Below are 398 nucleotides of genomic sequence, written 5' to 3' on the forward strand. Positions count from 1 at the left end.
AGAACTTGGTCAACTTTTTGCGACTCCATTTTAACAGCTAGGCTTTATCCAGCTTAATCCCACTTTTTCGCGTTGCACCCACAGAAAACAGAAACTGGGCTTTCTTGAATAAAGCGCTCAAATACTTGACCTAGTAGCATTCTTTTATTTCATTTTGAGATTTCTTTATCTTTCAACCAAATAGCAAATCTGTACAAAACACAACACCTTGAAAGGGTTGGTTCTACAGAGTTGATTCATTTGTGTCATAGTTTTCTAAATGAGTGGTTTTGTATCAGTAGCAATGCTTTTCGAAGCAGTTGAATATCGAGAAGGAGTAGAATTGCCCCGTGAACAAGTAATCTATCTTTACTCTCAATGTAAATGGTCATCAGCAAATAAGCCAGATGCATTGTTAT

This window comes from Chroococcidiopsis cubana SAG 39.79 (assembly GCF_003991895.1).
Classification (GTDB): Bacteria; Cyanobacteriota; Cyanobacteriia; order Cyanobacteriales; family Chroococcidiopsidaceae; genus Chroococcidiopsis; species Chroococcidiopsis thermalis.